The organism is Nonomuraea sp. NPDC049378, from assembly GCF_055586745.1.
On sequence record NZ_JBVJHP010000017.1, the window covers coordinates 73878 to 94972 of the forward strand.

A 21095-nucleotide genomic window follows, 5' to 3' on the forward strand; every position below is an offset into this window, starting at 1 on the left:
TCGGTTGCCGGGGTAACTATCCACTTATGGGCGACCATGGCATCTTCGGGCCCCGCTCGGTGACGTGGCGGGTGATGGGCGAGCCGATTCTGCTGGTGGGCGGCATTCGCGCCCTGCTGATGCAGGGGCTGCATCCGAGGGCGATGCGCGGGGTGCTGCAGAATTCCGCGCTCATGGATCCGAACGAAGCCTGGTCGCGGTTCGTCCGCACGACCGAGTTCGTACGCGTGCGCACGTACGGCACCCGCGCGGAGGTCGAGCGGGCCGGCCGCCGCGTCCGCAAGATCCATGCCAAGCTGACCGCCCACGATCCTGACACCGGCGCCACGTTCCGCCTCGACGAGCCCGACGCGCTGCGCTGGGTGCACGTCGGCGAGGTCGACTCCTACCTGTCGGTCGCCCGCAGGGCGGGGGTGCGGCTGACGGACGACGAGGCCGACACGTTCGTGGCGGAGTGGCGGCGGGCCGCCGAGGTCGTGGGGTTGCGGGCGGAGGAGGTGCCCGGCTCGGTGGCGGAGCTGCGTGCCTACATCGACGCCGAGCGGCCGGGCCTGCGCTTCGTCCCCGAGGCGTCCCACCCGCTGCGCCTGTCGCTCAACGCTCCGCTCCCGGTCCTGCTCACGCCGCTCAAGCCGGCGATGCCGGCGCTGACGCTGCTCGCGTTCGCCACGCTGCCGCGCTGGGCGAGGCGGCTGTACGGGTTGCCCGCCACGCCGGTCGGCGACCTGTGGGCGACCGCCACGCTGCGGACCCTGCACACCGGGATCGGGCTGGTCCCCGGGCACCCGCTCCACAGCCCGGCGGCCCGCCGCGCGCACCGCATCATGGCGGCCTGAGGGCGTTGACCAAGCGGTCGGTTGGCCGTTTTGCCCGGGGTGGTCGCGCGCCCGGATCGGGGCATGGCAGACTGGTAGGCGAGAAGAGCTAGCGTGCTCCGGGGTCGGTGAAATTCCGAACCGGCGGTGACAGTCCGCGACCCGGCCGATGCCATCGGCCGGTTGACCTGGTGAAATTCCGGGACCGACGGTTAAAGTCCGGATGGGAGGAAGCGCGCGAGGTGTCCGGTGTCCCAGCCGGGCGCCTGCTGTGGTGCACGGGTGCACCATCGCACGTCCCCCGGGGCCCGCCGTGGCGAAGAGCTACTGGCGAGTAGGAGACCCGGGTGGAGACTCCCGATCAGGACGCCGCGCACATGGCGCGCGCCATCGAGCTGGCCGGGCACGGGCGCGGCACCACCAGCCCCAACCCCGTCGTGGGCTGTGTCGTGCTCGACGCGGCCGGTCAGGTGGCGGGCGAGGGGTTCCACGCGTACGCCGGCGGGCCGCACGCCGAGATCGTCGCGCTGGCGCGGGCCGGAGAGCGGGCCCGCGGCGGCACCGCCTACGTGACCCTCGAGCCCTGCGACCACACCGGCAGGACGGGCCCGTGCAGCCGGGCGCTGCTCGACGCGGGCATCGCGCGGGTGGTGATCGCGGTGACCGACCCCAACCCGAAGGCGGCGGGCGGGGCCGCGCGGCTGCGGGCGCGGGGCGTGCCCGTGACGTCGGGGGTGCTCGCCGGCGCGGCGGAGCGGGGGAACGAGGAGTGGCTCACGTACGCGCGGCTCGGGCGTTCCCACGTGACCTGGAAGTTCGCCGCGACGCTCGACGGCAGGTCGGCCGCCGAAGACGGCACCAGCCAGTGGATCACCTCTCCCGAGGCGCGGGCCGACGTGCACCGGATGCGCGCCGCCGCCGACGCGATCGTGGCCGGCATCGGCACCGTCCTGGCCGACGACCCCAGCCTCACCGCCCGGCCACCCGGACACGACGGGGACGACGGCCCCGCCAAGGGTGTCCGTGCGCCGCTGCGGGTCGTGATCGACACCGAGGGCCGCACCCCCCAGCACGCCAGGGTGCTCGACGACCGGGCGCCCACGCTCGTCGCGGTGGCCGACGACGCCCGCACCGGCCTCAAAGCCGACCTGCTGCGCCTGCCCCGCCACGAGGACGGCCTCGACCTGCGCGCCCTCCTGCGGGAGCTGGCCGCGCGCGAGGTGGTCGGCGTGTTCCTGGAAGGCGGGCCCACGCTGGCCGGCTCGTTCGTCAGGCAGGGCCTGGCCGACCGGGTGCTGGCCTATGTGGCGCCCGCGCTGCTCGGCTCGGGGAGCGCGGCGCTCGGCGCGGCGGGGGTGGGCACGATCGGCGAGATCCACCGCCTGACCTTTGATGACTTTTCCCTCATCGGGCCGGATCTTCGGTTGATCGCCCGGCCCGCCCACCCACTAGGCAGGGAGCAGTGATGTTCACCGGAATCATTGAGGAGAAGGGCGAGGTCGTGGCCGTCGAACGGTCGGGAGGCGGAGCCCTGCTGGCGGTGCGCGGGCCGCTCGTCACCTCCGACGCCCGGCACGGCGACTCCATCGCGGTCAACGGCGTGTGCCTCACGGTCGTGACGGTCGAGGACGACGTGTTCACCGTCGACGTGATCAGGGAGTCGCTCGACCGCAGCTCCCTGGGCGCGCTGATCGAGGGCTCCGCCGTCAACCTGGAGCGCTCCGTACGCGCCGACCAGCGACTGGGCGGCCACATCGTGCAGGGCCACGTGGACGGCACCGCCACGCTGCTGTCCAGGGAGCCCGGTGAGAGCTGGGACGACGTGCGCTTCTCGCTGCCGGAGCCGCTCGCCCGCCACGTCGCCGAGAAGGGCTCGATCGCCATCGACGGAATCAGCCTGACGGTCACGACGGTTGACGACGAAAGCTTCGGCGTGAGCCTCATCCCGACCACGCTCAAGCTCACCACCCTGGGCGACCGCCAGGTGGGCGACATGGTGAACATCGAGGTCGACGTGATCGCCAAGTATGTGGAGAGGCTGGTGACCGGGAAGTGAACTGGACCAACGCCGGATTTGAGATGTTCGGCACGCATGTGATGTGGACCGACCTGGTGGGCAACATCGCCGCCCTGTCGACGGTCCTGCTGGCCATCCGCAAGTCGATGTGGACGTGGCCGGTCCAGTTCACCGGCTCGGTGTTGCTGTTCATCGCCTCCATCAGCGCGCACGTCACCGGCAACGCGCTCAAGCAGGCGATGTTCGCCGGCCTGGCGATCTACGGGTGGTGGGCCTGGCGGCGCGGCACCGAGAACGGCAGGCAGCTGGCCATCCGCCCGGCGCGGTGGTGGGAACGGCTCGTCCTGATCGGTTTCATGGTGCTGGGCACCGCCGCGGTCGGCCTGCTCTTCTATGTCACGGGCCTGTCGTGGGGCGCCACGGTGCCGCTGCCCGAGGGCGCCTTCCTGGTGGCGGCCGACGCCTACATCTTCGTCGGCAGCGCGATGGCCACCTGGGCCCAGGGCAGGGCACTGGTGGACTTCTGGATCGTGTGGGTGGCCGTCGACCTGGTGGGGGTGCCGGTGGCGTTCTACTCGGGGCTCGTGGTCTCCGGCTACGTGTACGCCGTGTTCTTCGTGCTGGTCATCGTCGGGTTCGTGAAATGGCTGCGCGAATCCCGTACGACCCGGCTTCAGGTGGCGGTGGCGCAATGAACACCATCAAGCTCGACCCCATCGAACGCGCCATCGAGGACATCCGCGCCGGCAAACCCGTCGTGGTCGTCGACGACGAGAGCAGGGAGAACGAAGGCGACCTCATCTTCGCCGCCGCCAAGGCCACGCCCGACCTGTGCACGTTCACGATCCGGCACACCAGCGGCATGATCTGCGTGGCCATGGAGGGCAAGGAGCTCGACCGGCTCGGGCTGCCCCTCATGGTCTTCCACAACACCGAACGCATGCGCACCGCGTACACGATCACCGTGGACGCGCGCGACGGCGTCACCACGGGCATCTCCGCCGCCGACCGGGCCCGGACCATCCGCACGCTCGCCGACTCCGCCACCGAGCCCGACGAGCTCGTACGCCCGGGCCACATCTTCCCGCTGCGCTACCACGAGGGCGGCGTGCTGGCCAGGCGCGGCCACACCGAGGCGGCCGTCGACCTGGCCAGGGCGGCCGGGCTGTCGGCGGCGGGCGCGCTGGCGGAGGTCGTCAACGAGGACGGCACCATGGCCAGGCTGCCCGAGCTGCGCCGCTTCGCCGACGAGCACGACCTGGCCCTGGTCTCGATCGAGCAGCTCGCCGACCACCGCCGCCGCGCCGAGAGCATGGTCACCAGGGTCGCCGAGACGCGGCTGCCCAACGCGCACGGCATGTGGCGGGCGTACGGCTACGCCAGCGCGCTCGACGGCGGCGAGCACGTGGCCCTCGTCTACGGCGACCTGTCCGGCGGCGAGAACGTCCTGGTCAGGGCCCACTCCGAATGCCTGACCGGCGACGTGTTCGGCTCGCTGCGCTGCGACTGCGGGGTGCAGCTCGACCATGCCATGGCGGCCATCGCGGAGGAGGGCCGCGGCGTGGTCGTCTACCTGCGCGGCCACGAGGGCAGGGGCATCGGCCTGCTGGCCAAGCTCAGGGCGTACAGCCTGCAGGACAACGGCAGCGACACCGTCGACGCCAACGTGGAGCTGGGGTTGCCGGTGGACGCGCGCGAGTTCTCCAACGCGGCGCAGATCCTCGCCGACCTGGGGGTGAAGTCGGTGCGGCTGCTCACCAACAACCCGGCCAAGCTCAAGGGCATGGACGGCTACGGCATCAAGGTGCTCGGCCGCGAACCCATGCCGGTGGCCATGAACCGCCACAACGAGCGCTATCTCCTGGCCAAGCGCGACCGGCTCGGCCACGACATCGCCACGACATCGGGGGAGGCGTCATGAGCGGTGAGGGACGGCCCGGGGCGGTGGCGCCGGACGCGTCCGGGCTGACGGTGGGGGTGGTGGCGGCGAGCTGGCACGCCACGATCACCGACCAGCTGGTGGCGCGGGCCGTGCAGGCGTGCGACGACAGCGGCGCGGTGGCGACGGTGGTGCGGGTGCCGGGCTCGCTGGAGATCCCGGTGGTGGCCCAGGCACTGGCCCGCCGCTGCGACGCCGTCGTGGCACTGGGCGCGGTCATCAAGGGAGAGACCGCCCATTTCGACTACGTCTGCGACTCGGTGACCTCGGGGCTGACCCGGATCTCGCTGGACGAGCGGACGCCGGTCGGCAACGGCGTGCTCACGTGCGAGACCCTCGACCAGGCCCTTGATCGTTCCGGCCTGCCGGGCAGCAAGGAGGACAAGGGATACGAGTCGGCCGTCGCCGCGCTCGAGACCGCCCTCCTCCTCCGGGACCTCCGTTAGCGTGCGGTAGGTTTCCTTCGTGTCACAGCCCGCACCGCCCCTGCCCATCACCTGGCGTCCACGCCGGGCGAGGATCGTCGCCTACGGATTCGCCGTGCTGATCGTGCTGGGGGCGGTGGTCATGGCGGTCCTCATCGCCGCGCCGTTCAAGCTGCCCGACCGGGTGGCGATCGTGGCGTTCGGCTGCGCGGTGGCCTACGTGCTGCACCTGCTGGGGCGGGTGCGGGTGGAGGCCGACGAGGAGGGCATCACGATCGTCAACGCCGTCCGCACCCACCGCTACAGCTGGCCGGAGATCCTCGACGTCACGCTCCTCGTGGGCGACCCGTGGCCGCGGATCGACTTCTCCGACGGGCGCACGATCGGCGCCATGGGCATCCAGGGCTCGGAGAAGGCCCGCGCCCGCCGGGCCACGGCCGAGCTGGAGGCCCTGATCCGCGAGCGCGGCGAGGCACGCGAGGAATAGCGGCGTAGCCTGAAAGCGTGCTACGGCGGACAATCAAGGCAATGGACATCGAGTCGCCGGACAAGTTGATCGAGCTCCTCGACCGGCACGCCTACCTGGCCGACGAGGGGCTGGCCACGGCGGCCTTCCTCGCGCTGCGGATGGGACGGCCGCTGTTCCTCGAAGGGGAGGCGGGCGTCGGGAAGACCGAGCTGGCCAAGACCCTCGCGGCGCTGCTGGAGGCGCCGCTCATCAGGCTCCAGTGTTATGAGGGGCTCGACGCGGCCCAGGCCCTGTACGACTGGGACTTCGCCCGCCAGCTCCTCCACCTCAAGGCCGCGGAGGCCGCCGGGATCACCGACGTGAGCCGGCTCGAAGGGGAGATCTACGACCGTCGGTTCCTGATCGCCAGGCCGCTGCTGAAGGCCGTGGAGACGCAGCCGAGCGTGCTGCTCGTGGACGAGATCGACCGGGCCGACGACGAGTTCGAGGCGTTCCTGCTCGAGGTGCTCTCCGACTTCACCATCTCCATCCCCGAGCTGGGCACCGTCAGGGCCGCGACGCCTCCGGCCGTCGTGGTGACCTCCAACAGGACGCGCGAGGTGCACGACGCGCTCAAGCGGCGCTGCCTCTACCACTGGCTGGAGCATCCGAGCTTCGACCGCGAGGTCGCGATCCTGCTGCGCCGCCTGCCCGGCTGCACCGAGACGCTGGCCGCGCAGGTGGCGCGGGCGGCCGGGCGGCTGCGCCAGGCCGACCTGGTCAAACCGCCGGGCGTGGCCGAGACGCTCGACTGGACCGAGGCGCTGCTGACGCTCGGCGCCAAGGAGCTCGATCCGGGCAGGGCCGCGGCCACGCTGGGCGCGGCCCTGAAATACCGCGAGGACGTCGCCACCGTGCTCGGGAACGGGCTGCTCGCCCATGGATGAGCTGGCCGCCACCATGACGGGGTTCGCCAGGACGCTGCGCGCGGCCGGCGTCGCGGCCGACCACGAACGCACCCAGAACCTGCTCAGGGCGCTCGGCCACCTCGACGTGACCGACCCGGGCGCGGTCTACTGGGCCGGGCGGCTCACCCTCTGCGTCACGCCCGACGACCTGCCGCGATACGACCGGTGCTTCGCCGCCTACTTCGGCGGGGCGCGGGCGGGTGCCGCCCGTACGAGCACGTCCACCGTGACCCGGCACCTCGCCGCGCAGGCCGAGAGCGGCGGCGAGGACGCCGACGGCGACGACGGGACGGCGGCGCCGGCCACCGCGAGCCGCGCGGAGGTGCTGCGGCACCGCGACGTGGCCCGGCTGACGGAGGCCGAACGGGCCGAGGTGCACCGGATGCTCTCCCTGCTGCGCGGCGGGCGGGCGCGGCGGCGTTCGCGCCGGTTCGAGAGCGCCCACCGGGGCGTGCTCGACCAGCGGCGCACCATCCGCGACGCGCTCAGGAAGGGCGACGTGGCGCGGCTCAGGCACCGCAGGCACACCACCAGGCCGCGTACGGTGGTGCTCTTCGTCGACGTCAGCGGCTCCATGGCCCCGTACGCCGAGACCCTGCTCCGCTTCGCCCACGCGCTGGTCAGGAGCGAGCCCAGGGCCACCAGGGTCTATTCCGTCGGCACCCGGCTGACCCCGATCACCGCCGAGCTGCGCCACCGCGACCCGGGCACGGCGCTGAACGAGGTCTCCAGGACCATTCCCGACTGGAGCGGAGGAACCCGCCTGGGGGAGGAACTCCGCGAATACCTGGCCCGTTACAGCGCCAGGGGGACGATCGCGGTGATCGCCTCCGACGGGTGGGAACGCGGCGATCCCGCGCTGCTCGGCGCCCAGATGGCCAGGCTGGCCCGGCAGGCCCACCGCGTGATCTGGGTCAACCCGCACAAGGGATACGCGGACTACCAGCCGCTCACCGGCGGCATGCGGGCCGCGCTGCCGCATCTCGACGACCTGGTGGCCGGGCACAGCCTGGCCGCCTACGAGCAACTCAGCGAAAGGCTCGCCCATGCGTGACGTGCTGCCGGAGATCATGGAGTGGTGGAGGTCCGGGCACCGGTTCGGGCTGGCGACCGTGGTCAGCACGTTCAGCAGCGCGCCACGGCCGCCCGGCGCGGCCATGGCGGTGCGCGGCGAGGAGGTGGCCGGCAGCGTGTCCGGCGGCTGTGTCGAGGGGGCGGTGTTCGAGCTGGCCACGGAGCTGGTCACGGAGACCGGCCGGCCGGTCATGCAGCGGTACGGCGTCAGCGACGACGACGCGTTCGCCGTCGGGCTCACGTGCGGCGGCATCATCGACGTCTTCGTCGAGCCCGTCTCGCGGGAGACGTTCCCCGAGCTGGAGGAGATCTCCGCGGCCGTCGAGGAGCGCCGGCCGGTCGCCGTGGCCACCATCGTCTCCGGCCCCGGCCAGGTCGGCGCCCGCCGGGTCGTCTGGCCTGACCGCTCGTCGGGCAGCCTCGGCCTGGAGCGTCTCGACGAGGCCGTGGACGACGACGCCCGCGGCATGCTCGCCCAGGGCCTGACCGGCATCAGGCACTACGGCGGCCAGGGGGAGCGCCGGCTGGACGACCTGGCGGTGTTCGTCCAGTCGTTCGCGCCGCCGCCGCGGATGCTGGTGTTCGGGGCCATCGACTTCGCCGCGGCCGTGGCCAGGGTGGGCAAGTTCCTCGGGTACCACGTCACGGTCTGCGACGCCCGGCCGATCTTCGCCACCGCCAAGCGGTTCCCCGACGCCGACGAGGTGGTGGTCAAGTGGCCGCACGACTACCTGGCCTCCGTGGAGGTGGACGAGCGCACGGCGATCTGCGTGCTCACCCACGACCCCAAGTTCGACGTGCCGCTGCTGGAGGTGGCGTTGCGCACCCGCGCCGGCTACGTGGGCGCCATGGGCTCGCGCCGCACCCACGACGACCGGCTCGCGCGCCTGCGCGAGTCCGGACTCACCGAGGACGAGCTGGCCCGGCTGCGCTCGCCCATCGGTCTCGACCTGGGCGCGCGCACCCCCGAGGAGACGGCCGTGGCCATCGCCGCCGAGCTGATCCAGTTGCGGTGGGGCGGCTCGGGCGCCCCACTGTCCACCACGCGGGGCCGCATCCACCACGAGGGCCCATGAGATCCGGCGGGGTGGCGGGGCTGCTGCTGGCCGCCGGGCGGGGCTCCCGGCTGGGCACGCCGAAGGCACTGGTGGAATATGCCGGCGAGCGGCTGGTCGACCGGGGTGTGCGGCTGCTGGAGGAGGGCGGCTGCCATCCCGTCGTGGTGGTGCTCGGCGCGGCCACCGTGCAGGTTCGGGGTGCGGTGACCGTGCGCAACCCCGGCTGGGCGTCCGGCATGGGCTCGTCCCTGCGGGCGGGGCTGGCCGCGCTGCCCGAGGAGGCGGAGTCCGTGGTGGTGGCGCTGGTCGACCAGCCGCTGATCCGTCCTGGCGCGGTGCGCGCGCTGATCGCGTCCGGCGCGGGGCTGGCGGTGGCGACCTACGCTGGCCGGCGCAGGAATCCCGTGCTGATCGGCCGCGAGCACTTCGCCGGGGTGGCGGAGCTGGCCGAGGGGGACGTCGGCGCGCGGGCGTACATCAAGGCACGTCCCGAGCTGGTCACCGAGGTGCCGTGCGACGGCCACGGCGACCCCGCCGACATCGACACGCCGGAGGACCTGCGCCTGCTAGAGGCGGAGTGAGGCCACGGCCGCGCGGTGGTCGCTGCCGGTCGCGGGGGCCACGCCCGCCCTGGTGGCCGTCATGCCTTTGTAGAGGATGTGGTCGGGCCTGGTGACGGGGAACTCCGACGGCCAGGTGAAGCCGAACCCGTCGCCGGCCGCGGTCTGGGCGTCGGTCAGCGGCGGCGTGAGCCCGCGCATGCCCCGGTCGGTGGTGGCGGTGTTGAGGTCGCCGAGCAGCAGGATGCGCTTGCTGGAGTCGGCGTCGATGAGCCTGCGCGCCTGCGCGAGCGAGGCGTCGCGCGAGGTGGTGTGCCCTGGCCGGGCGGAGGCCAGGTGCATGACGTAGACGGTCACCTTGCCCTTGGGCGTGGAGATCACGGCGCGCAGCGCCCGCGGCCAGCCCATGCCGACGTCGAGCGGCCTGCTCTTGGTGATCGGGTAGCGGCTCCACAGGCCGACCGTGCTGACCGGATAGCGGTAGCGGAACATCTTGTTGAGCTGCTTGGCCGCGGGCCCGCCGCGGGTCAGCTCCTGGGCGGCGAGCAGGTCGAGGTCCTTGGCGACCTGCCGCACGGCCTCGCCCGAGGCGTTGTTGGTGACGCCGACGTTGATCGTGCCGACGGCCAGGTCGCTGGGGCCGCCCGGCGGCGTGCGCAGCAGCGTGGACCCGAACATCGCCGCCCACACGATCCCGGGCACCAGCGCCGCGGCGGCGGCGGCCCTGGAACGTGCCATCGTGGCGGCCGCGAGCAGCGCGGGAACGGACCAGCCCATCCAGGGCAGCAGGCTCTCCAGAACGGGGGTGAACCCGCCCAGCGCCGGGATCAGCCCATGCCCCGCCAGAGTCATGGCCACCGCGGCCGAGACGATGACGACGATCCGGCTCAGCATCTGATCCAGAGTAGTGGCTCCCGCTCCGAACAGCCGACACGATAGCCTGTTCCCACTCGAACGGAACAACATTCGGTCAGCGGGAGCCCGGCATGCGCATCGGTATGGCACTCAACTACTCGGGTGGCTTCAAGGAGTCGGTGGAAGAGTTGTCCGACTACGAGAAGGCGGGCCTGGACATCGTGTTCGTGGCCGAGGCCTACTCCTTCGACGCGGTCAGCCAGATGGGCTACATCGCGGCCAGGACCGAGCGGCTGGAGATCGCCTCCGGCATCCTGCCGATCTACTCCCGCACGCCGGCGCTGCTGGCCATGACGGCCGCGGGCCTCGACTACGTCTCCGACGGGCGCTTCACGCTCGGCCTGGGGGCCTCGGGGCCGCAGGTGATCGAGGGCTTCCACGGGGTGCCGTACACCGCGCCGCTGGGCCGTACACGGGAGGTCATCGAGATCTGCCGCAAGGTGTGGCGGCGCGAGCGCCTGGAGCACGACGGCAGGCACTACACGCTGCCCCTGCCGCCCGGCCAGGGTACGGGCCTGGGCAAGGCGCTGAAGCTGATCAACCATCCGGTGCGCTCACGCATCCCGATCGTGGTCGCCGCCATCGGCCCCAAGAACGTCGAGCTGGCCGCCGAGCTGGCCGAGGGCTGGGAGCCGATCTTCTACTACCCCGAGAAGGCCGCGGACGTGTGGGGTCCTTCGCTGGCGGCGGGCAAGGCCGGGCGCGACCCGGAGCTGGGCGAGCTGGACGTGATCGCGCAGGCGTCGCTGGCGATCGGCGACGACGTGGCGGGGCTGCTGGAGTTCGGCCGGCCGATGGCGGCGCTCTACATCGGCGGCATGGGCGCCAAGGGGAAGAACTTCTACAACGACCTGGCACGGCGCTACGGCTACGAGAAGGAGGCCGAGCAGATCCAGGACCTCTACCTGGAGGGCCAGAAGGACGCCGCCGCCGCGCTGGTGCCCACCGAGTTGCTGGAGAACATGTCTCTGGTCGGCAGCGAGGGGTTCGTGCGCGACCGGGTGCGGGCGCTGAAGGACTCGGGCGTGACCACGCTCAACGTGACGCCGCTCGGCAGGACGCACGAGGAGCGCGTACGCCTCATCGAAACGATCAAGGAGATCGCCGAATAGTGGGCTAAAACACACTCACTGGGGAATATCCGTAAATACAGGGTAGTTAACCGGCTTTGTGAGGTTTTCTGTCGTGCTCGTGCGCCTGGTCGGCCGGCTGCACATCGACCTGTGCCGGACGCGCGGCTCTCTCTGTCTCTGATCGCTCCGCCCACGACCCTCCACCCCTGGGCCTGCCCTTCGGCATGCCGCGAAACCTCGGAGCTCCCCCGTGAAGAGATTGTCCTTCTCCCTGCAGTTGCTGTTCGGCCTCGTGGCCGGCGTCGCGCTCGGGTTCGTCGCCAGGATCTGGGACGTGACCTGGCTCGCCGAGACGCTGACCCAGGTCGGCGCGATCTTCGTCCAGCTGCTCAAGCTCGCCGTCCCGCCCCTGGTCTTCACCGCCGTGCTGGTCAGCGTGGCCAACCTGCGCAACGTCAGCGGGGCGGCCAGGCTCGCGTCCAAGACGCTGCTCTGGTTCCTCCTCACCGCGCTCGTGTCGGTGGCGTTCGCGATCGGGCTCGGCCTGGTCATCAACCCCGGCCAGGGCGTCACCCTCGACACCGGAGCGGCCAAGGCGCCGGAGAGCTCCGGCAGCTGGCTCGACTTCGTCACCGGCGTCGTCCCGACGAACGTCGTCACCGCCTTCACCGAGGTGAACGTCCTCCAGATCGTCTTCCTGGGGGTCGTGCTCGGCGCGGCGGCCCTGGCCGTCGGAGAGAAGGCCGAGCCGTTCCTGAACCTCGGCCGGTCCGTGCTGGAGCTGGTGCAGAAGGCGCTGTGGTGGGTCATCCGCCTGGCCCCTCTCGGCACGGCCGGCCTGATCGGCAAGGCCGTCTCCACGTACGGCTGGGACCTGCTCGCGCCGCTCGCCAAGTTCAGCGTCGGCGTCTACGTCGGCTGCTTCATCGTGCTGCTGGCCGTCTACCCGACGCTGCTGGCGGTGTGGGGCAAGGTCAACCCGATCCAGTTCTTCCGCAACGCCTGGCCCGCGATCGAGCTGGCCTTCGTCTCGCGTTCCTCCGTCGGCACGCTGCCCCTGACCCAGAAGGTCACCATCGAGCGCAACGGCGTGGACGGCGGCTACGCCTCCTTCGCCGTGCCGTTCGGCGCCACCACCAAGATGGACGGCTGCGCCTCGGTCTATCCGGCCCTGGCGGCGATCTTCGTGGCCCAGGTGTTCGGCGTGCCGCTCGGGGTGGGCGACTACCTGCTGATCGCGTTCGTCTCGGTGGTCGGATCCGCCGCGACGGCCGGACTGACCGGCGCGATCGTCATGCTGACGCTCACGCTGAGCACGCTCGGGCTGCCGCTCGAGGGCGTCGGCCTGCTGCTGGCGATCGACCCGATCCTGGACATGATCCGCACCGCGACCAACGTCACCGGCCAGATGGTGGTGCCGGTCCTGGTGGCCCGCTCGGAAGGCCGCCTCGACGAGGCCGTCTTCAACGCGCCGCCGCAGCCGCTCGACACCGCCCCCGCAGGGCCCGCGCCCCGCGCGCCCGAACCGGCCACGGCCTGAGCCTGCTTGCCCTGGCGGGAAGCCGTCGGCTTCCCGCCAGGCCCGTTCGGGGCGCTGTTCGGCGCGGAGCGCGGCCGGCCGTTCGGGTCATTCGTACGTCAGCAGGTCGCCCGGCTGGCACCCGAGCGCCTGGCACAGCCGCGCCAGCGTGGAGAAGCGGATCGCCTTGGCGTGGCCGTTCTTCAAGATGGACAGGTTGACCACGGTGATCTCCACGCGGTGCGACAGCTCGGTGAGCGTCATGCCGCGCTCCTTGAGCAGTTCGTCGAGGCGCACCCTGACGACCGGTTCGCCCATCAGACCGTGGCCTCGACCTCTTCGAGCAGGGCCAGGCCCCGCCGTACGATCTCCGACACGCCCAGCGCGGCGAAGCCCGCGACGACGGCCCAGAGCAACGTGCTCGACGGGGGATAGAACGCATAGCTCTCGGTCAGCAGCATGGCGGCCAGGGCGGCCTCCGCCACCATCCCGAGCGCGGCCGACGCGAGCGAACCCGCGATGACGATCCAGCCGATCCCGCGCAGGAGATCGGCCGTCGTGGCGGAGAACAGCGCCCTGTCGCCCGCCCTGGCCCTGCGCAGTGCCCGGATGAGCGTGAACAGCGCGAGGAGCCCCATGGCCACTCCTGGCGCCCACATCAGCAGGTAGAACAGGCCCGCGACCGGCGAGGCGTCCTGCGGCCGGACCATCGCCTCGGCGCTGACGCCGTCGATCGCGACTCCGGCCGGGACCATGCCCGAGGTGGGCACGTCGAACACGCGGAGGGGGATGGAGATCCCCTTGGGCGCGCCGATGAAGGCGATCGCCACGTTGGCGGTGAGAAGCCCGCCGTCCGGGGCGATGGCGGGGCGGCGGAGTCTCCGTGGCTCTATGGTTGGTCGAAATACTGATGTTCAAGCTATTGGCGGGGATATGTCCGACGCGACGGAGCGCGCGCCGTCCTTGGTCGCTGACCGGTACCGGCTCGACGAGCGCATCGGCAGCGGGCCGATGGGTGAGGTGTGGCAGGGGTACGACACGCGGGCCGACTGGGTCGTGGCCGTCAAGGTCCTCGGCGCCAAGGCGGCGGGGTCCGCCACGAGAGAGGTGCTCAGGCAGCACGCGCAGGCCGCGGCGCGGGTCATCCACCCCAACGTGGCCATGGTGCTCGACGTCGGCGACGAGGACGGCGCTCCGTTCCTCGTGATGGAGTTCCTCACCGGGCTCAGCCTGGGCGAGGAGCTGGCCGCGCGGGGCCCCCTGCCGATCGTGGAGGTCTGCGACCTGATCGGGCAGGCCGCGGCCGGGCTGGACGCCGCGCACCGGGCCGGCGTCGTGCACGGCCAGGTGGACCCGGACAGCTTCCGCCGGGCCGGGAGCGGCGTGCTCAAGGCCGTCGGGTTCGGGATGCACGACAAGGAGCCGCCCGTCCGCGACCAGCGGTACGTGGCGCCCGAGCGGGTCGCCGGCCAGGCGGCGCAGGCTCCCGGTGACCTGTACGCGCTCGGTGCGGTCTGCTACGAGCTGCTCTGCGGCCACCCGCCCGCCGCCCCCGCCCCGGCCGGCTCAGCTGCCCCCGGCTCGGTCGCCTCTGCCGCCACTGGGTCGTTCTCGTCCGCTGATGCCGACTCGTCCGGGTCTGCCGCCGCCCAGGACGGCGACGGCGGGCCCGCGGCCGGCGACCAGGCCACCGGCGCGCCTGGCGGCGGAGGCGCTCCCGGCGGTGCGGGAGCGCGCGGGGGCGGGGTCGTGCCGCCCAGCGCGCACCGGCCGGACGTGCCCGCCGAACTGGACCGGCTGGTGCTGGCCATGCTCGCCGAGGACCCTGCCAGGCGGCCCGCCGGCGGCGAGTCCATCCGGCGGGCGCTGGCGGCCATCGCCAGGCCGCGCGCCAACCCGGCCGCCCCTCCCAGGACCGGCGCCCCCGCCGGGGCTCCCGGCGGTGGGGCGACCGAGGTCTACCAGCGCGCCGTCCCCAGAGCCGGTGACACCGCGATCTATCAGGCGGGCGATCTGGGGCCGGAGCCCGGCGCCGCCAACCGCAAGCTGTTCGTCCAGCTCGGCGCGGCCGTGGCGATCATCGCGGTCGTGACCGTCGTCATGGTGGTGTGGGCGGCGTCGGGGGCGCGGCAGGCCGCCGTGTCCACGCCTTCCCCTTCGCCCAGCACCTCGATCGAGGCGCCGGCCGAGACGCCGTTCGAGACGCCCTCCAGCGACCCGACCCCCGGCATCGTGACCACGCTCGACACCGGACCGACCACCCTGCTCGGGACGGTGCCGCCCAAGGCCACGCTGGGGGAGACCATCCCTCCGGGCGGATGGGGCAGGTGGCTGCAGGCGTTCGACGAGGCGCTGAACGCCCAGCAGGCCATGGGCGGGATCGATCCCGGCGTCGCGGCGAAGGCCCGCGAGAAGATCAGGAAGGCGGGCAGGAAGTTCGACGAGGGCCACGCCGGTCCGGCACTCAACCACGTGGGCGGGGTCTACCGCGACCTGATGCGCGCGCAGGAGAAGGGTCGCATGGTGCCGGGAGGGCCGCTGGTCGAGTTCATGGGGGAGTGGCGCCTGCCGAGCCGCTGACCGCCGCGACAGGGCGGGCAATCGTGATATGAGGGACATAGCGCGTAAATTGGCTAAATGACCTTCGACTACGCGGCGCGCCGGGAGCGGCTCGCCGGGCTGCTGCCCGCCCACGAGGTCCAGGCCCTGCTGGTCACCGCGCCCGAGAACGTCCGCTACCTGACCGGGCTGGCCAGCTCCAACGCGGCCGTGCTGGTCAGGGCCGACGGCTCGGCGCTGCTGGCCACCGACAACCGCTACATCGACGTGGCACGCGCCCTCGACGTGCCGGCGGTCGAGGCGGCCGACGTGGCGGGCGCGCTGGCGAGCGTCCTGGAAGAGCCCAGGACCGGCATCGAGGCGGCGAGCATGAGCGTGGCCACCTATCACGACCTGGGCCACCACCTGGGCCACCGGCCGGGTCGCCGGCCGGGCGGGGCGCTGGTCCCGCTGGGACCGGTGGTGGAGGGGCTGCGAACGGTCAAGGACGACGCAGAGCTGGCGCTCCTGCGCACCGCCTGCGAGCTCACCGACCAGGCGTTCGACGACGTCCGGCAGCGCATCGCCCCCGGCATGACCGAGCGTGACCTGGCCCGCCTGCTCGACAACCGCATGACCGAGCTGGGCGCCGACAGGCCCGCGTTCGACACGATCGTCGCGGCCGGCGAGAACGGCGCGATCCCCCACCACGCTCCCACCGGCAGGGAGCTGCGCGCCGGCGACCTGGTCACCATGGACTTCGGCGCCCGCTACCGCGGTTACCACGCCGACATGACGAGAACGGTCTGCCTCGGCGCGCCCGCCGCCTGGCAACGCGAGCTGTACGACCTGGTCGTCGCGGCGCAGCGGGCGGGCAGGCACGCCCTCGCCCCCGGAGCGCCGGCCGGCGACGTGGACGCCGCCGCCCGCTCCGTGATCGCCGACGCCGGTCACGCAGAGCACTTCCGGCACGGTCTCGGCCACGGAGTCGGGCTGCGGATCCATGAGGAGCCGTTCCTGGGTCCCTCTCGGACCGGTAGACTAGAGGATCGAGTTCCGATCACCGTCGAGCCCGGGGTCTACCTCCCGGGCCGGGGCGGCGTTCGCATTGAGGACACGCTTGTGACACGCGAGGGCGGGCCGGAGCTTTTCACCAAGACGACCAAGGAGCTGCTCGTCCTTTAGAGCGGCCACACGCGGGAGAGAACGAGTGGCGACGACCAACGACCTGAAGAACGGCATGGTGCTGAAGCTCGACGGCGGCGAGCTCTGGGCCGTTGTGGAATTCCAGCACGTCAAGCCGGGCAAGGGCGGCGCGTTCGTGCGCACCAAACTCAAGAACGTCCTCTCGGGAAAGGTCGTCGACAAGACCTTCAACGCCGGCGTCAAGGTCGAGGTGGCCAACGTCGACAAGCGCGAGATGCAATATTCGTACAAGGACGGCGACGAGTTCGTGTTCATGGACACCGAGACCTACGACATGGTCAACGTGCCCAGCGTCACGGTCGGCACCGCCGCCAACTACATGCTGGAGAACACCCTGGCCACGGTGGCCTTCAACGAGGGTTCCGCGCTCTATGTCGATCTGCCCGCGGCCGTCGAGCTGACCATCTCCACCACCGAGCCGGGCCTGCAGGGCGACCGCTCCACCGGCGGCACCAAGCCCGCCACGCTGGAGACCGGCGCCGAGATCAAGGTCCCGCTGTTCATCACCACCGGGGAGAAGGTCAAGGTCGACACCCGCAGCGGCGAATACCTCGGCCGGGCCTGAGGTGTCGGCACGCGGCAAAGCACGCAGGCGGGCACTCGACATCCTTTTCGAGGCCGAGCTGCGCGGCGAGGATGCGCTGAAGATCCTCGCCGAGCGGGTGGAGCGGCAGGAGCCTCCGGTCAACGAATACACCTCGGCCCTCGTCGAGGGCGTCGCCCGGCACAACGAGCGCATCGACGAGCTGATCACCACCTACGCCGAGGGATGGACCCTCGACCGCATGCCGGCGGTCGACCGCAACCTGCTGCGCGGCGGCACGTACGAACTGCTGTGGATGCCCGACGTGCCCGAGGGCGTGGTCATCAGCGAGTGGGTGCACCTGGCGGGGGAGCTCTCGACCGACGAGTCGCCCCAGTTCGTCAACGGGCTGCTGGCCCGCTTCAAGCAACTCAAGCCAAGCCTCACCCTTTAGACACCCTGTTGCCCGCCGTCATGGCCGCGAGTTCGGGGTACGTTCCAACCACGGCGATCCCGCACGGCGCGTGCGGGTCCGTCCTGCATCCGGAGCAAGGGCGCGTCACCAGCCGCGACGCGCCCTTCACTCTGCCGACTGCACGCTCGGGTCCCCTTGACTGGTCCCCCGCTCACGATTCCCCGTCGCCCGAAGGCGACTCAGGAGGCTCTCATGGTGACGGAAGAGGACGTGCGCAGGCTGGCGCTGACGCTGCCCGGGACGACCGAGAAGAGCATGTACGGCACCCCCGCCTTCTACGTGCGCGGCAAGTGGTTCGCCCGGATCAGGGAAGAGGGCGACGTGCTCGTCCTCCCGGTGCCGGCCGAGGAGGAGAAGGCCGGGCTGATCGCGGCCGAGCCCGCCAAGTTCTTCACCACGCCGCATTACGACGGGCACGCGATCGTGCTCGCGCGGTTCGGAGCGGTGGACGCCGAGGAGATGGGCGAGCTGCTGACCGAGGCCTGGCGGCTGCGGGCGCCGAAACGGCTGGCCGCCGAGTTCGACGCCCGAGCCTGACCGCCGGGCCGCCCGGCGGGGAGCGGGCGATCGCGCGCACGGCGTAGGCTGGGCCCATCCGCGGAGAAGCCGTTCGCGAAGTGCGCGTTCGCGAGGGCGCCGGTCGCGAGGGAAAGGGAGGCGAGCCGACGTTGCGTGCTGAAGGCGTCACGAGGACCCCGGCGGTGCGGACCGCCGTCGTCTGGGACGCGTTGCGTTCCGTCCTGGCGGAGCGGGCCGCGTCCACCGGGCGCGAGAGGCTCGACATCGTCGACGCGGGCGGCGGCACAGGCGGGTTCGCCGTGCCCCTGGCGGCGCTCGGCCACGGCGTCACCGTCGTCGACCCGAGCCCCGACTCCCTGGCCGCACTCGAGCGCAGGGCCAAGGAGCAGGGCGTGGGCGTCCGCGCGTTGCAGGGTGACGTCGCCGACCTGGGCGAGCTGCTCAGCCGCGACAGCGCCGACCTGGTGCTCTGCCACAGCGTGCTGGAATACGTCGAAGACCCGATCAGCGCGCTGGCCGCCGTCGCCGGCGTGTTGCGCAGGGGCGGGGCCGTGAGCGTGCTGGCCGCCAACCCGGTCGCCAGCGCCATCCACCGGGCGCTCGCCGGCCAGTTCGACGAGGCCAGGTCCGTGCTCGACGACCCTGAGGGGAGCTGGGGCGAGCGCGATCCCACGCCCCGGCGTTTCGCCGCCGCCACGCTCGTCGAGTTGCTGGGCGCCACCGGTTTCTCCATCGGGGCCGTCCACGGCGTGCGCGTCTTCGCCGATCTGGTGCCGAGCAGGCTCGTCGACGGTGAGCCAGGCGCCGCGGACACGCTCGTGGCGCTCGAGCAGGCGGCGTCGACCCACCCGGTGCTGAGAGACATCGCCACCCAGTTGCACGCGCTCGGTCACAGGACCTGAGCCCCGATGACCGGCACGAGCGCGGCGGAGATCGCGCCTCATCGCCCCGGCACCTCGGTGCCAGGAAGGAAAAGATCGATGGCGGCTCCTCTCGGTGTAGAACTCCTGTTCGGATAGAATCGGCGGCGTGTCTCGCAAGCAGATCACCGGCATCGGCCCCGCTCCGCGGACCGGGGTCGATGACAGCGGCTGCCCGATCCTCCATGTCGACATGGACGCCTTCTATGCCAGCGTCGAGCTGCTCGACCATCCCGAGCTGGTGGGCCGGCCCGTGATCGTGGGCTCGCCCGCCGGGCGCGGCGTCGTGCTCAGCGCCACCTACGAGGCCAGGGCGCACGGCGTGCACTCGGCGATGCCGATGAGCAGAGCGCGCCGGCTCTGCCCGCAGGCCACGGTCATCCCGCCCAGCCACGGCAAATACTCCGAGGTCTCCAAGGGCGTCATGGAGATCTTCCACGCGATCACCCCGCAGGTCGAGCCGATCGCCTCCGACGAGGCGTTCCTCGACGTGGGGGGAGCCAGGCGCAGGCTCGGCCCGCCCGCGGCCATCGCCGCCATGATCAGGGAGCAGGTCCTCGACCGCTACGGCATCACCTGCTCCGTCGGCGTCGCCGCGAGTAAATTCATGGCAAAGCTCGCCTCCAAGCAGTGCAAGCCCGACGGGCTGCTGGTGGTGCCCGCCGACGAGGTGGTCGGTTTCCTGCATCCGCTGCCGGTGTCGGCCTTGTGGGGGGTGGGGGAGCGCACCGAGCAGGCGCTGGTGCGGCTCGGCATCCGCACGGTCGGAGACCTCGCCAGGGTGCCGCCCGGCACCCTGCGGCGGGAGCTGGGGCAGGCCGCGGGCGGCCATCTCGCGGCGCTGGCCTGGGGGCGTGACGAGCGGCCGGTGACCGCCCACGTGCCCGACAAGAGCATCGGCAACGAGGAGACGTTCGCGGCCGACGTGGACGATCCCGAGGTGATCAAGCGCGAGCTGCTGCGCCTGTCGGAGCGGGTGGCCGCCCGGATGCGTAAGGGCGGCCACGTGGGAAGAACGGTGAGTGTGAAGCTCCGCCGCGCCGATTTCACGACGATCAGCCGCTCGCGGACGCTTCGCGAGCCCACAGACGTGGCGCAGGTCATCTATGCCACCGCGTGCGAGCTGTTCGCCGCCGCCGGCCTCGAACGTGTGAGGTTGCGCCTGGTGGGAGTGCGGATGGAAAGTTTGCGACCGGCCGGCGAAGCCGTGCGCCAGCTCAGCCTGGGCGAGCGGGAGACCGGCTGGCGCGAGGCCGAACAGGCCATGGACAAGGCGATCCGGAGATTCGGTCCCGACGCGGTGCTCCCAGCATCGCTAGTACGTGGCAAGCTTGATGAAATAGAGACATGACGTTCGATGTCCAGATTAAGGGGGACATCAGTGCCCCAGTTTTGGGGGAAGGGGGACGAGATGGGTCACAATGGAGCCATGACGTCACCTCCGGTTTGGTCTGCGTTGGACGTTTGCTTTCGCCTGCGTCTACAGCCTCGTATCCTGGGGATGACCGACCGCGAGGTTCGGACACCCCGTGTCGTCCGTTGCCGTCTTCCCCGTCCTGGGGCCGTCCTTGGGAGGCGCCGTGCCGCTCTCTGAGCACGAGCAGCGCTTGCTCGACCAGATCGAGCAGGCCCTCTACGCCGAGGACCCGAAGTGGGCCAACACCGTAAGGATCAGTGACCCGCGCAGCCATTACAAGCGTCGCCTGATCAAAGCCTCCATCGGCTTTGCCCTCGGCGTCGTCGTCATGATGGTCGGCGTGGTCGTCAGTGGCAGTGCCCTGATCCCGCTCGGCGTCGGCGGTTTCGTGGTCATGCTCGCCGCGTGTTTGTGGGGCTTGTCCAGCTGGAAACGTATGAATGGGTTCGGTGACTCGCCCCCGGCCGCCCCCGGCGGCACGGCCGCTCCTCGGGGCAAGCAGCCCCGCAGAGGCAACCGTGGCACCTTCATGGAGCGTATGGAGGAGCGCTGGCGCCGTCGCCACGACGAGCGCTGAGCCACCCCAGCGGGGGGGGGGGGGGGGGGGGGGGGGGGGGGGGGGGGGGGGGGGGGGGGGGGGGGGGGGGGGGGGGGGGGGGGGGGGGGGTGGGGTGGAGTTATTTTCT

The 21095-nt window shown here is 71.8% G+C and carries 25 protein-coding genes and 1 riboswitch; of the genes, 22 read left to right on the top strand and 3 right to left on the bottom strand.

Features of this window, described 5'->3' with window-relative positions; translation table 11 throughout:
• Positions 1-26 precede the first annotated feature (26 nt).
• From ACZ6SA_RS33155 to ACZ6SA_RS33205, 11 genes are all read left to right on the top strand, one after another.
• Positions 27-836: an oxygenase MpaB family protein gene (locus tag ACZ6SA_RS33155; protein ID WP_347642719.1), complete on the top strand. Its 810-nt coding sequence runs from the start codon at positions 27-29 to the stop codon at positions 834-836.
• 89 nt (positions 837-925) lie between these two features.
• A riboswitch (FMN riboswitch) is annotated at positions 926-1056 on the top strand.
• A gap of 106 nt (positions 1057-1162) precedes the next feature.
• Entirely contained in the window at positions 1163-2281 is a 1119-nt protein-coding gene (ribD, locus tag ACZ6SA_RS33160; protein ID WP_443151771.1) for a bifunctional diaminohydroxyphosphoribosylaminopyrimidine deaminase/5-amino-6-(5-phosphoribosylamino)uracil reductase RibD, read from the top strand.
• The gene (locus ACZ6SA_RS33165; RefSeq protein ID WP_465832647.1) at positions 2281-2871 is read left to right on the top strand and encodes a riboflavin synthase; all 591 of its coding nucleotides are present in this window, start codon (positions 2281-2283) and stop codon (positions 2869-2871) included. The genes ribD and ACZ6SA_RS33165 overlap by 1 nt, the downstream gene beginning before the upstream one ends.
• Positions 2868-3527, top strand: a complete 660-nt coding sequence (locus ACZ6SA_RS33170) for a nicotinamide mononucleotide transporter family protein (RefSeq protein WP_465832649.1) — start codon at positions 2868-2870, stop codon at positions 3525-3527. The genes ACZ6SA_RS33165 and ACZ6SA_RS33170 overlap by 4 nt, the downstream gene beginning before the upstream one ends.
• Positions 3524-4753: a bifunctional 3,4-dihydroxy-2-butanone-4-phosphate synthase/GTP cyclohydrolase II gene (locus ACZ6SA_RS33175; RefSeq protein WP_465832651.1), complete on the top strand. Its 1230-nt coding sequence runs from the start codon at positions 3524-3526 to the stop codon at positions 4751-4753. Before ACZ6SA_RS33170 ends, ACZ6SA_RS33175 begins: the two co-directional genes overlap by 4 nt.
• Positions 4750-5217 (top strand): 6,7-dimethyl-8-ribityllumazine synthase, encoded by a 468-nt coding sequence (gene ribH / locus ACZ6SA_RS33180; RefSeq protein ID WP_347642724.1) that lies wholly within the window; start codon positions 4750-4752, stop codon positions 5215-5217. Before ACZ6SA_RS33175 ends, ribH begins: the two co-directional genes overlap by 4 nt.
• Before the next feature lie 19 nt (positions 5218-5236).
• Positions 5237-5683 carry a PH domain-containing protein gene (locus tag ACZ6SA_RS33185; RefSeq protein WP_181958357.1) on the top strand — a complete coding sequence of 149 codons (447 nt, stop codon included), beginning with the start codon at positions 5237-5239 and terminating at the stop codon, positions 5681-5683.
• Between the two features lie 41 nt (positions 5684-5724).
• On the top strand, positions 5725-6591 hold the full coding sequence (locus tag ACZ6SA_RS33190) for an AAA family ATPase (protein ID WP_465832654.1): 867 nt from the start codon (positions 5725-5727) through the stop codon (positions 6589-6591).
• Positions 6584-7666 (top strand): vWA domain-containing protein, encoded by a 1083-nt coding sequence (locus ACZ6SA_RS33195; protein WP_465832656.1) that lies wholly within the window; start codon positions 6584-6586, stop codon positions 7664-7666. The genes ACZ6SA_RS33190 and ACZ6SA_RS33195 overlap by 8 nt, the downstream gene beginning before the upstream one ends.
• Positions 7659-8762 carry an XdhC family protein gene (locus tag ACZ6SA_RS33200; protein ID WP_347642728.1) on the top strand — a complete coding sequence of 368 codons (1104 nt, stop codon included), beginning with the start codon at positions 7659-7661 and terminating at the stop codon, positions 8760-8762. The genes ACZ6SA_RS33195 and ACZ6SA_RS33200 overlap by 8 nt, the downstream gene beginning before the upstream one ends.
• Positions 8759-9325 carry a nucleotidyltransferase family protein gene (locus ACZ6SA_RS33205; protein WP_465832658.1) on the top strand — a complete coding sequence of 189 codons (567 nt, stop codon included), beginning with the start codon at positions 8759-8761 and terminating at the stop codon, positions 9323-9325. Before ACZ6SA_RS33200 ends, ACZ6SA_RS33205 begins: the two co-directional genes overlap by 4 nt.
• Here the strand turns inward: ACZ6SA_RS33205 and ACZ6SA_RS33210 are convergent.
• Positions 9311-10198 carry an endonuclease/exonuclease/phosphatase family protein gene (locus ACZ6SA_RS33210; RefSeq protein ID WP_465832660.1) on the bottom strand — a complete coding sequence of 296 codons (888 nt, stop codon included), beginning with the start codon at positions 10196-10198 and terminating at the stop codon, positions 9311-9313. The two genes, ACZ6SA_RS33205 and ACZ6SA_RS33210, sit on opposite strands and share 15 nt — an antisense overlap.
• Before the next feature lie 92 nt (positions 10199-10290).
• Here ACZ6SA_RS33210 and ACZ6SA_RS33215 point away from each other — a divergent pair, with 92 nt between their 5' ends.
• The 3 genes from ACZ6SA_RS33215 (at position 10291) to ACZ6SA_RS33225 (ending at position 12832) form a co-directional block, all read left to right on the top strand.
• A complete protein-coding gene (locus ACZ6SA_RS33215) occupies positions 10291-11331 on the top strand; it encodes an LLM class F420-dependent oxidoreductase (protein ID WP_347642731.1) in 1041 nt (346 codons plus the stop codon).
• 79 nt (positions 11332-11410) lie between these two features.
• Positions 11411-11473, top strand: a complete 63-nt coding sequence (locus ACZ6SA_RS33220; RefSeq protein WP_465832786.1) for a putative leader peptide — start codon at positions 11411-11413, stop codon at positions 11471-11473.
• Positions 11474-11542: 69 nt separating this feature from the next.
• Positions 11543-12832: a dicarboxylate/amino acid:cation symporter gene (locus ACZ6SA_RS33225; protein ID WP_347642732.1), complete on the top strand. Its 1290-nt coding sequence runs from the start codon at positions 11543-11545 to the stop codon at positions 12830-12832.
• 87 nt (positions 12833-12919) lie between these two features.
• On the opposite strand, the gene ACZ6SA_RS33230 is transcribed toward ACZ6SA_RS33225, so the two are convergent.
• Together ACZ6SA_RS33230 and ACZ6SA_RS33235 are read right to left on the bottom strand one after the other, a co-directional pair.
• Positions 12920-13129 carry a helix-turn-helix domain-containing protein gene (locus ACZ6SA_RS33230; protein WP_132330971.1) on the bottom strand — a complete coding sequence of 70 codons (210 nt, stop codon included), beginning with the start codon at positions 13127-13129 and terminating at the stop codon, positions 12920-12922.
• The gene (locus ACZ6SA_RS33235; protein WP_465832664.1) at positions 13129-13641 is read right to left on the bottom strand and encodes a DUF2975 domain-containing protein; all 513 of its coding nucleotides are present in this window, start codon (positions 13639-13641) and stop codon (positions 13129-13131) included. The genes ACZ6SA_RS33230 and ACZ6SA_RS33235 overlap by 1 nt, the downstream gene beginning before the upstream one ends.
• A gap of 103 nt (positions 13642-13744) precedes the next feature.
• Here ACZ6SA_RS33235 and ACZ6SA_RS33240 point away from each other — a divergent pair, with 103 nt between their 5' ends.
• From ACZ6SA_RS33240 to ACZ6SA_RS33275, 8 genes are all read left to right on the top strand, one after another.
• On the top strand, positions 13745-15391 hold the full coding sequence (locus ACZ6SA_RS33240) for a serine/threonine-protein kinase (RefSeq protein ID WP_465832666.1): 1647 nt from the start codon (positions 13745-13747) through the stop codon (positions 15389-15391).
• Positions 15392-15448: 57 nt separating this feature from the next.
• Entirely contained in the window at positions 15449-16534 is a 1086-nt protein-coding gene (locus ACZ6SA_RS33245; protein ID WP_465832668.1) for a M24 family metallopeptidase, read from the top strand.
• Positions 16535-16559: 25 nt separating this feature from the next.
• Positions 16560-17120 (top strand): elongation factor P, encoded by a 561-nt coding sequence (gene efp, locus ACZ6SA_RS33250; protein WP_347642736.1) that lies wholly within the window; start codon positions 16560-16562, stop codon positions 17118-17120.
• A 1-nt stretch (position 17121) separates the two neighbouring features.
• On the top strand, positions 17122-17532 hold the full coding sequence (nusB, locus tag ACZ6SA_RS33255; protein WP_347621564.1) for a transcription antitermination factor NusB: 411 nt from the start codon (positions 17122-17124) through the stop codon (positions 17530-17532).
• Positions 17533-17745: 213 nt separating this feature from the next.
• A complete protein-coding gene (locus ACZ6SA_RS33260) occupies positions 17746-18090 on the top strand; it encodes an MmcQ/YjbR family DNA-binding protein (protein ID WP_347642737.1) in 345 nt (114 codons plus the stop codon).
• A gap of 164 nt (positions 18091-18254) precedes the next feature.
• Complete coding sequence (locus tag ACZ6SA_RS33265) at positions 18255-18974, top strand: methyltransferase domain-containing protein (protein ID WP_465832671.1); 720 nt, start codon at positions 18255-18257, stop codon at positions 18972-18974.
• Positions 18975-19101: 127 nt separating this feature from the next.
• Positions 19102-20343: a DNA polymerase IV gene (dinB, locus tag ACZ6SA_RS33270; RefSeq protein WP_465832673.1), complete on the top strand. Its 1242-nt coding sequence runs from the start codon at positions 19102-19104 to the stop codon at positions 20341-20343.
• Between the two features lie 229 nt (positions 20344-20572).
• Positions 20573-20986, top strand: coding sequence for a DUF3040 domain-containing protein (locus ACZ6SA_RS33275; protein ID WP_347642740.1), 414 nt, complete (start codon positions 20573-20575; stop codon positions 20984-20986).
• Positions 20987-21095 lie beyond the last annotated feature (109 nt).